This window comes from Micrococcus sp. ACRRV, assembly GCF_022346985.1.
Classification (GTDB): domain Bacteria; phylum Actinomycetota; class Actinomycetes; order Actinomycetales; family Micrococcaceae; genus Micrococcus; species Micrococcus porci.
Genome location: NZ_JAKRNH010000090.1, coordinates 1 through 9,419, shown reverse-complemented (window position 1 = coordinate 9,419; position 9,419 = coordinate 1). Strand labels below are relative to the sequence as shown.

General features: G+C 73.8%; 10 protein-coding genes. 3 read left to right on the top strand and 7 right to left on the bottom strand.

The window, feature by feature from the left end:
* Positions 1–1,032 (top strand): acyl-CoA thioesterase, encoded by a 1,032-nt coding sequence (locus tag MHY29_RS09390; protein WP_370643500.1) that lies wholly within the window; start codon positions 1–3, stop codon positions 1,030–1,032.
* 93 nt (positions 1,033–1,125) lie between these two features.
* Here the strand turns inward: MHY29_RS09390 and MHY29_RS09385 are convergent, their stop codons facing one another.
* The 7 genes from MHY29_RS09385 to MHY29_RS09355 all read right to left on the bottom strand — a co-directional run bounded on the left by MHY29_RS09385 (position 1,126) and on the right by MHY29_RS09355 (position 7,210).
* A complete protein-coding gene (locus MHY29_RS09385; RefSeq protein ID WP_224356133.1) occupies positions 1,126–1,320 on the bottom strand; it encodes a hypothetical protein in 195 nt (64 codons plus the stop codon).
* Positions 1,321–1,375: 55 nt separating this feature from the next.
* Positions 1,376–1,651 (bottom strand): metal-sensitive transcriptional regulator, encoded by a 276-nt coding sequence (locus tag MHY29_RS09380; protein ID WP_224356132.1) that lies wholly within the window; start codon positions 1,649–1,651, stop codon positions 1,376–1,378.
* Positions 1,652–1,709: 58 nt separating this feature from the next.
* Positions 1,710–2,474, bottom strand: coding sequence for a sulfite exporter TauE/SafE family protein (locus tag MHY29_RS09375; protein ID WP_224356131.1), 765 nt, complete (start codon positions 2,472–2,474; stop codon positions 1,710–1,712).
* Positions 2,474–3,073 (bottom strand): rhodanese-like domain-containing protein, encoded by a 600-nt coding sequence (locus tag MHY29_RS09370; RefSeq protein WP_224356130.1) that lies wholly within the window; start codon positions 3,071–3,073, stop codon positions 2,474–2,476. The genes MHY29_RS09375 and MHY29_RS09370 overlap by 1 nt, the downstream gene beginning before the upstream one ends.
* Positions 3,074–3,110: 37 nt before the next feature.
* A complete protein-coding gene (locus tag MHY29_RS09365) occupies positions 3,111–4,562 on the bottom strand; it encodes a rhodanese-like domain-containing protein (RefSeq protein ID WP_224356129.1) in 1,452 nt (483 codons plus the stop codon).
* 348 nt (positions 4,563–4,910) lie between these two features.
* Positions 4,911–6,185: a phosphatidylserine/phosphatidylglycerophosphate/cardiolipin synthase family protein gene (locus tag MHY29_RS09360; RefSeq protein WP_239240557.1), complete on the bottom strand. Its 1,275-nt coding sequence runs from the start codon at positions 6,183–6,185 to the stop codon at positions 4,911–4,913.
* A gap of 68 nt (positions 6,186–6,253) precedes the next feature.
* Positions 6,254–7,210, bottom strand: coding sequence for an acyl-CoA thioesterase (locus MHY29_RS09355; protein ID WP_239240554.1), 957 nt, complete (start codon positions 7,208–7,210; stop codon positions 6,254–6,256).
* 109 nt (positions 7,211–7,319) lie between these two features.
* On the opposite strand from MHY29_RS09355, the gene MHY29_RS09350 reads away from it, so the two are divergent.
* Together MHY29_RS09350 and MHY29_RS09345 are read left to right on the top strand one after the other, a co-directional pair.
* Entirely contained in the window at positions 7,320–7,925 is a 606-nt protein-coding gene (locus MHY29_RS09350; protein WP_239240551.1) for a HEAT repeat domain-containing protein, read from the top strand.
* A 17-nt stretch (positions 7,926–7,942) separates the two neighbouring features.
* Positions 7,943–9,151: a methyltransferase domain-containing protein gene (locus MHY29_RS09345; protein ID WP_239240548.1), complete on the top strand. Its 1,209-nt coding sequence runs from the start codon at positions 7,943–7,945 to the stop codon at positions 9,149–9,151.
* Positions 9,152–9,419 lie beyond the last annotated feature (268 nt).

The following is a 9,419-nucleotide window of genomic DNA, read 5'->3' as shown; positions in this document are numbered from 1 at the left end:
GTGCCGGCCCCCGCCTCCCCGACGGAGCCGGCCACGCCCGTCGTCGAGCGCCGCCGCGAGGTGACCCTGCGCTTCCTGGCCGCCCCGACCGACCTGGGGCACTCGGGCACCGTGGACGCGGGCCGCGTCCTGGAGTGGGTGGACAAGGCGGCGTTCGCCGCGGCCACCGCCTGGGCGGGCCGCTACTGCGTGACCGTCTACGTGGGCAACATCCACTTCAGGCAGGCCGTGGAGGTCGGGCAGATGGTGGAGGTCACCGCGAGCGTCCTCCACACGGGCTCCTCGTCCATGCACATCAGCACCACCGTCCGCTCCGGCGACCCCAAGACCGGCGAGCTCACCGAGGCGGCGCGTTGCCTCGTCGTCTTCGTGGCCGTGGGCGAGGACGGGCGCCCCGTGCCGGTGCCCGAGTTCGTGCCGCGCTCCCTGGAGCAGGAGCTCGCGCGGGACTGGGCGATCTCCCGGATCGCGGTGCGCAACGAGATCTCCGCCGCCATGAAGACGCAGCGGCATACCGACGCCGGCACCGCCGAGCGCGTGGTGCTGCGCTTCCTGGCCGCCCCCACGGACGTCAACTGGGGCGGCAAGGTGCACGGCGGCACGGTGATGGAGTGGATCGACACCGCCGCCTACCTGTGCTCCTCGCGCTGGGCCGGGCGGGATACGGTGGCCGTGTTCTCCGGCGGCATCCGCTTCCTCAAGCCTCTGCATATCGGCGACCTCGTGGAGGTGGAGGCCCGCCTGATCTACACGGGCAACAAGGGCATGCACGTGGCCGTGGACGTGCGCTCCGGGGACCCCAAGACCGACGACCTGCAGCTCACCACGAACTGCCTCACCGTGATGGTCGCCCGCGACGAGCACGGCGACGCCGTCCCCGTGCCCGCCTGGAAGCCCGTCACCGACGAGGACCGCGCCCTCTGGGCCCACGCCCGCACCCTGCTGGAGATCCGCGCGAAGGCGCCGGGCAACCGCCTGCCCGACCACCTGCTGCGGGAGCGCGGCGAGGGCCCGGACCGCGGCGAGCACTGAGCCGACGACGACGGCGGGCCGCCCTCCCGGGGGAGGCGGCCCGCTGTCGTCGTGGTCGGATGCGGGGCCGGGCGGGCGTGCCGCCCGGGCGGCTCAGCGGCCGAACAGCGTGGCCAGGAGGCCGCCCCGGGCGGGCGCGTCCTTCCGGGCGGCGGCCTGCTCGGCCGGGGTGTGCCGGCCGTCGCACCACTGGCCGGCGGGGACGGAGGCCTTCACGGAGTCGACGTGCTGGCCGCAGCCGGCCCAGGTGGTCTTGCCGCAGACGTCGCAGGTCGCAGGACGGCACATGGTGGGGGTTCCTTTCGGACGGAGACGAGTGGTCAGGGGGATGTCTGAGCGGGGGTCAGGCCAAGGAGAGGAAGAGCTTCTCCAGCTCCTCCACGGTGAGGCCCTCGTCCTCGCGGGCCTTCTCCGGGTCCGCCACGCAGTTCTTCATGGCGGAGGAGACGATCGCGAAGCCGGCGCGGTCCAGTGCCGTGGAGACGGCGGAGAGCTGGGTGACCACGTCGCGGCACGAGCCCTCGCCCTCGACCTCACGGATGACGGCGTCGAGCTGGCCACGGGCCCGCTTGAGGCGGTTGAGGATCTTGCGCTGGGTCTCGGCGTCGGCGGTGCGCACGGCGGGTCCTTTCACGGGGATGAAGTCGGGGATCAGGGGAAGGATACCCCCGGGGGTGTCAAGGGAGCAGTTCGAGCGCCTGCTGCGCCAGGATGAGCACGCCCATCGCCAGCACGAACCAGCCGAAGCCGCGCTTGAGCGCCGCCGCCGGCACCCGGTGCGCCAGCACCACGCCCACGACGCCGGCCGCCGCCGCCGCGGCCGCCATCGGCCCCAGCACGGCCCAGTCCAGGGCCGTGGCGCCCAGTTGGCTGACGAGGCCCATGGCGGAGTTCATGGCGATCACGAGCAGCGAGGTGCCCACGGCCACCGGCATCGGCAGCCGGGCCAGCAGCACGAGCGCCGGCACGATCAGGAAGCCGCCGCCCGCGCCCACCACACCCGTGATGAGGCCGACGCCCACGCCCTGCAGCAGGACGCGGCCCAGCGGGACGGGCGCGGCGTCGTCGTGCCCGGCGCCCTTCCGGCGGGGACGGATCATCTTGACCGCGCTGATCAGCATGATCACTGCGAAACCGACCATCAGCACCGGCCCCGGCAGGTCCCGGCCGACGAACCCGCCGGCCAGGGCGCCCACCATGGAGGCCGCCCCGAAGGTGAGGCCCGTGCGCCAGGCCACCGCCCCGCGCGTCGCGTGGACGAGCGCCGCCACGAGGGAGGAGGCCCCGACCATCACGAGCGAGCCCGCGATGGCCTCCTGGGGGTCCATCCCGGCCGTCAGGGTCAGCAGCGGCACGGTCAGGATGGACCCGCCGCCGCCCATCAGCCCCAGCAGCAGGCCGACGACGGCGGCCAGCACCACCAAGAGGGCAAGGGGAACCATCAGCCGCGCGCCCCGTCCGCGTCGGCACCCGGCAGCGCACCCAGGACCTGGTCCGCGGAGCGCTGCTCCGTGGGGCGGTTCCACGGCATCGTCGAGAGCACCGAGGCCATGGCGCACGTGTTGGATACGGCGGACCAGGACAGGCCCGCACCGATCGCGGCGGGCACCAGGCCGAACCGCTTCGGCCCGAGCTGGGAGGCCACGGCCCCGGCCAGCGCGAGGGAGCCGGCCGTCATGCGGACCTGACGCTCCATGGACCAGCGGGAGCCGGTGCCGGACACCCTGCCGCCGGCCTGGGCGTAGGCGCCGATGCCGCCGCGCAGCACGCGGGCCTGGGTGAAGCCGGCCTCGGCCAGGCGGTCCAGGGCGGTGCCGGCGCGGCTGCCGGACTGGCAGACGAGCACGGCCTTGCCGTCCAGGCGGGCCGCCACCTCGGCGGCGTGCTCCTGGATGAGATCGAGCGGCACGTTGTACGAGCCGGCGATGTGCTGGGCCTCGAACTCGCCGGGGGTGCGCACGTCGATCACGACGGTGTCGGGGTGCTGGGCCAGCTCGCGCTGGAGATCGGCGGGGGTGATCGGGGTGACGTTGACGGTCATGGTGCTCCTTGGGAGTCGGAGGTCGGGAAGGTGGGGATCAGGCCTGCGACCGGCCCAGCCAGCCGAGGTGGGAGCCGTCGAGCTCCACCACGTCGAAACCGGCACGGCGCAGGGCCTGGGCGGCCACCACGTTGCGGAGGCCGGACTGGCAGAAGGTCACGATCGTCGCCTCCTTCGGCAGCTGGTCCTGGTGGAAGAGCACCTTGCCCGCGCTGAGCTGGGCGGCCTCGGCGTCGTCCGACGCCGGCACGGTGCCGTCCGCGTGCTCGGTGCGGTTGCGCACGTCGAGCAGGGCCAGGCCGTCCTCGGCGGGGGCGGCGTCCGCGGTGGCGGGGACGACCCCACCGTCCTGGATGCGCCGCTCCAGCTCCTCGGGGGAGATGACGGCGGTGGGCCGCAGGTCGAAGGCGTCCAGGGAGGTGACGAACGCGTCCGCGGCGTCCACGCCCACGCGGATCAGGTGGGCGCGGATCTGCTCGGCGTCGTCCTGGGCGTCGGCCAGCAGGATGATCGCGGCGTCGTCGGACTCCGGGTCGTAGGCCCAGCCGATGTGGGTGGCGGTCTTGTCCTTGGCCGGCAGGGCCAGGGCACCGGGCACGGTGCCCGCGTGGATCTGGTCCACGGGGCGGGTGTCCGCGAGGACGTCGCCGGCGGACACGCGCGCCACGGCCTGCTCGCCGGTCAGCTCGGCCAGCGGGGTCAGCTCGCCGAGGACGGCCGGGCCCTGCTTGTTCTGCCTCTTCATGCGGGCGAAGTAGGCGTGGGCGTCGGGCTGGCCGTCGAGCAGCTCGCCGACGAAGCCCTGCTCGTCGTCGTTCTCCACGTACTCGGCCCACCAGGCGTAGGTGGACTCGTAGCCGACGGTGGTGGAGGGCAGGGCACCGAGGGCCTTGCCGCAGGCGGAGCCGGAGCCGTGGCCCGGGAAGACCTGCACATGGCCCGGCAGGTTGACGAACTTCTCCTTCAGGGACTGGAAGAGCTGTGTGGCGCCGGCGAAGCGAGTGTCCTGGAGGCCGGCAGCCTCGTCCAGCAGGTCGGGGCGGCCGAGGTCGCCGGAGAACACGAAGTCGCCGGTGAGGTAGTAGCCGGGAGCCGCGGCGAACGCGCCGTCGGTGACCAGGTAGCTCAGGTGCTCCGGGGTGTGGCCCGGGGTGTGCATGGCCTGGACGGTGATGTTGCCGAGCTGGATGGTGTCGCCGTCGTGGAGGAGGTGGCCCTCGAAGCCGTAGGTCCAGTCCTCGCCGCCCTCGCCGGAGAGGTGGATCTGGGCGCCGGTGCGGGCGGCGAGCTCGCGGGTGCCGGAGAGGAAGTCCGCGTGGATGTGGGTCTCGGTGACGTGGGTGATGGTCATGCCGTGGTGGGCGGCGAGGTCCAGGTACTCCTGCACGTCGCGGCGGGGGTCGACCACGATCGCCTCGTTCTTCGCCTGGCAGCCGATGAAGTAGCTGGCCTGGGACAGGTCCTCGTCGTAGATGCGCTCGAGCAGCATGGCGGTCCTCCTGGGACGTGGATGGTGCGGGGGCGACGGCGTTCAGCCGGCTTCGGTAGATACCCCCTGGGGTATGTGCACGCGACGGTAGTACATACCCAAGGGGGTATGCAACGGACCCTCCCCGCCCAGCGTTTTCGTGCGCGAAACGGACGGCGTGTCGCGCACTGTCGTGCGTGACAGGGACGCCACACACCACGACGCCGGGCCGCACCCTGGTGGCACGGTGCGACCCGGCGTCGACGTCACGCACGAAAGCAGGCGGCGCGTCGTCCGTTTCACACACGAAACCGGAGGGCGCGCCGTCCGTTTTGCGAACGAAAGCGGGGTGGTCGGGGGCGGCTCAGCTCACATGAGCGGGCGCAGCGGCACCAGGAGCTTCTCGACCACGCGGGCCAGGCCGTGGCGGTCCTTCCAGCGCGGCGACTGGATCCGCTCGGACCGCGCGGCGTCGGCGCGGAACACGTCCTCCATGCGGGCGGCGAAGTCGCGGTCCACCACGGACACGTTCGTCTCGTAGTTGAAGGACAGGGACAGGCGGTCGATGTTCGCGGTGCCCACGGTGGCCCACCGCCCGTCGATCGTCGCGGTCTTCGCGTGGATCATGCCCGCCGCGTAGAGCAGGATCGTGATCCCTGCGTCCAGCATCTCCGAGTAGAAGCCCCGCGAGACCCAGTCCGCGACCACGTGGTTCGAGTCCTTCGGCACCAGCACCTGCACGTCCACGCCGCGGCGGGCCGCCTCCTTGAGGGCGTCCAGCACCTGGCGGTCGGGCACGAAGTACGGCGTCGAGATGTAGATGTGGTCCTGCGCCCGCGCGATCGCGTTCAGGTACGTGTTGCGGATGGGATACACCAGCTGCGTGGGCAGGTTCGCCGCCACCACGGTGCGCTCCTCCCACTCCTCCGGGCGCGTCCACGGCATCTCCGCCATGTCCGTGTAGCCCTCGTTCCACAGCACGGAGAGGGAGTGCTCCAGACCCCAGACGGCCGGGCCCTCCACACGCAGGTGCGTGTCCCGCCAGTGCGCCGCGTAGAGGTCGCCCACGTTGTAGCCGCCCACGAATCCCACGCGCCCGTCCACGGTGAGGATCTTCGAGTGGTTGAACCCGCTGTAGCGGACCACGCCCCGCCACAGCGGGCGGGCGAACGCGGGCAGGCGGAACACCCGCACCCGCGGGTCGAACTGCCGGTAGAACGACGGCGGGATCAGGAGGTTCCCGAACCCGTCGTAGGAGGCCCACACCTGCACCCCGCGCGCCGCCGCCCGGTTCAGGGCGTCCACGAAGCGCTGCCCGGTGGCGTCGTCCTTCCAGATGAACGTCTCGAACTTCACGGTCTCCCGCGCGTCGTCGATGGCCTGGATCATGGCGTCGTAGACGTCGTCGCCGGCGGTGTAGATGGTCAGGGCGTCCGGGCCGACCTGGGCCTGGAACGTGCCGGGGCGCTCGGCCGGGCGCAGCTTGCGACCGCGGTGCTTGAAGGCGTCGTACGCGGACACGGCCACCGCGGTGGCCAGGGGGACGCCCACGAACGCGGTGGTCCCGGCTACGGCGGCCCGCCGCAGGGCGTACCCCACCACGGAATCCTGACGGGCGGGCGCGGCGGGGCGAGGGGTCTCCATTCCCGCAGTCTACGAACGCGCGCCCCGCGGGGACAGCAGGACGGGCCCGCGATCCGGCCGGGACGCCGTCAGGACGGGTCCGACCACACCGCGCCGGCCTCGGAGCGCAGCCGCACCAGCTCCACGGCGGACTCCTCCAGGCGGTGGGCCGCCGGCGACCCGGGGGCGTAGGGGCGCACGGACTCCGCGCGGCCCTCACGTGTGACGTCGACCATCACGGCGATCGAGTGCGCGACGAGCCGATGGTCCCGCTGGTGGCGGGGGCCGGCGTGGACGCGCAGCGCCACGTGCATGGAGCGCTCGGAGGTGTGGACCAGCAGGGCGTCCACGCGCACCAGGTCGCCCACCTTCACGGGGCGGACGAACCGGACGCCGCCGGCGAACACCGCCACCACGTTCTCGTGCCCGGTCCAGCGGGCGGCGCAGACGCCGGCCGCCTCGTCCAGCCAGCGCATGACGGCGCCGGCTGCCACGGTCCCGCCCACGGACGCCTCGGCCATGGGCGCGATGAACGCGAGGGTGGTCATCTCCTCGTGCTCCTGCCCGGGCTCGGGGAACGGCAGCCGGGCCATGACCTGCTCGATCCCGCGGCGCTTCACGCTGGACACCCGCGCCCGCTCGTCGCGCTCGATCTGGTCGGGGGTCGAGGGCGTCCACTCGGGCACCTGGAGCATCTGGCCGTCCTCCTCCGCGTAGTACACGGAGAGCGTCGAGGTGGAGACGACGGGGCGGCCGTCGTCGTCGAGGACCTCGGGCAGCAGCAGGCGGAGCTGGACGTGGACCGCGGCGCCGTGGGTGCGGACCACCCGGCCCTGCACGGTGACGCGCATGTCCACGGGGACGGGGTGGCGGAACTGCATGGTGCCCATGTAGCGGGCGCGCACGTAGGTCCCGGACCAGGACGCGGCGACGGCGTAGCCCACCTTGTCGATCCAGCCGATGGCGGTGCCCGCGTCCACCAGACCCGAGGGGTGGTCGAAGCTGTCCGCCCGGAAGTCGAGGGACAGGGCACCGGAACGCATCATGAGTCGAACGTATCACCGCCACCTCCTCCACTGTGACGGTGGTCACTGCAGGGGAGCCCGTTGGACGACGGGCCTGCGACCGCCCCGGCGGTGCGGGAGAATGGCGGACATGACTTCCCGCGACCTCCCCCTACCCGTCGAGCCGCAGACCCCGCACACGCGCCTGGCCCGGCGCGTGGAGGCGGCGGTCTCCGCGCGCGGTGAGGCCGCCGTCGCCGGCCTGGCGGTGCGCCTGCTGACGGGCGCCCCCACGCCGGAGGACGTCACCTCGGGTGCGGCCCGGGACCTGATCGGCGACGACGGCGAGCTCACCCCCGGCGCGACCGGCGCCCTGGCCCTCGGCGTGGTCTGGCACCGTGGCGCGGCCGGCGCCCTGGTGGCCGCGCTCGACGCCCCCGAGCCCGAGGTCCGCGCCGCGGCCCTGCTGGTGCTGGCCGCCCGCGCCGACCGGCTGCGTGCGGACGCCCAGGCGGGCCGGGCGTTCGTGGAGGCGGTGACGGCCCGCGCGTCGGACGCGGACCCGCAGGTGCGGGAGGCCGCGGCGTCGGCCCTGGGCGCTCTGGCCCGGGCGAAGGACCTCTCCGCGGTGGAGCCGGTGCTGAGCGCCCTGGTGATGGACGTGGATCCGGAGCTGGCCACGGCGGCCGAGTTGGCGCTGGCTCACCTGGCGGCGCGCCTGGACCGCCCGGAGCTCGACCCGACCCCGCAGGCCTGAGCGGAGGCCCGGACCCGATGCAGTGCCCCCACTTCGACGCCGGCGAGTGCCGGTCCTGTGCCCTCATGGGCGTGCCGTACGGCGTGCAGCTGGCGGACAAGGACGCGGCCGTCCGCGCCCGGCTGGCCGAGGCCACGGACGGGCGCACGCGCTGGGAGGCGCCCGCGGCGTCGGCGGAGTCCGGGTTCCGCAACAAGGCCAAGCTCGTGGTGACCGGCACGGCGGCGGCCCCGCGCCTGGGCATCCTGGACCCGCGCCAGCACCCGCGGCACCACGACGGCAGGGGCGTGGACCTGCGCGACTGCGGACTCTACGAGGACGGCATGGAGGCGGCGTTCCACGCGATCGCGGGCGCGGTGACGGCGGCCGGGCTCGAGCCGTACGACGTGGCGGCGCGCACCGGCGAGCTGAAGAACGTGATCGTCACCCGCTCCCCCGACCGCGAGCTCATGGTCCGCTTCGTGCTGCGCTCGGCGGACCGGCTGGAGGCGTTGCGCCCCGAGGTCCCCGCACTGCGGGAGGCCCTCGCGGCGCTCGGCACGCCGGCCGCCGTCGTGACGGCGAACCTGCACCCCGAGCACGTGGCCCTGCCCGAGGGGCCCGAGGAGGTGCACCTGGCCGGGGACGCGACGCTGCGCATGGAGCTGAACGGGATCGGGCTGCGGCTGCGCCCGCAGGGGTTCTTCCAGACGAACACGGGCATCACCCGGCGGCTCTACGCGACGGCGGCGGCCTGGCTGGCCGAGGCCGCGGCAGAGGCGGGGACGCCCGTGGAGCGGGCCTGGGACCTGTACTGCGGCGTGGGCGGCTTCGCGTTCCACCTGGCGCGGCCGGTGGCCGAGGGCGGCGCGGGCATCGCCGAGGCCTGGGGGCTCGAGGTGAGCGCGGAGGCGATCGAGGCCGCGCGGGAGGCGGCCGCCGAGCTCGGCGTGGCCGAGCGCGTGCGCTTCACCGCCGGCGACGCGACGACGGCGCTGGCGGCGCCGGACGGGACGCGGCCGGACGCCGTCGTCGTGAACCCGCCGCGGCGCGGCATCGGCGCCGAGCTGGCGGGCCGGCTCGAGGAGTCGGGGGTGCCGTTCGTGCTGTACTCCAGCTGCAACGCGGCCACGCTGGCCACGGACCTCACGGCGATGCCGTCCTACCGGGTGGCGCGTGCGCAGGTGTTCGACATGTTCCCACAGACCGGCCACGCCGAGACGCTGGTGCTGCTGACCCGGCGCTGAGGGTGCACCGGCCCCCGGCACGGGAGGCCGGGAGTGACCGAAGGCCCCGGATTCGCCGTCCGGGGCCCTCGATCTGTCATCACTCGCACCTTCATCGCTCGCACCTCGATGAAGTGGTTCCACCGTACGACCCGGACATGGAGGGACCCGGGGTGAAGGCTGGCAGTTCCCCGGCAACGCGGATCCGACCGCCCGGTCCCGCCGACGTCGTCATTCCTGCACACCGGACCCGTGACCGGGCTCACCCCCACCGGCCCCCGACCCCTTC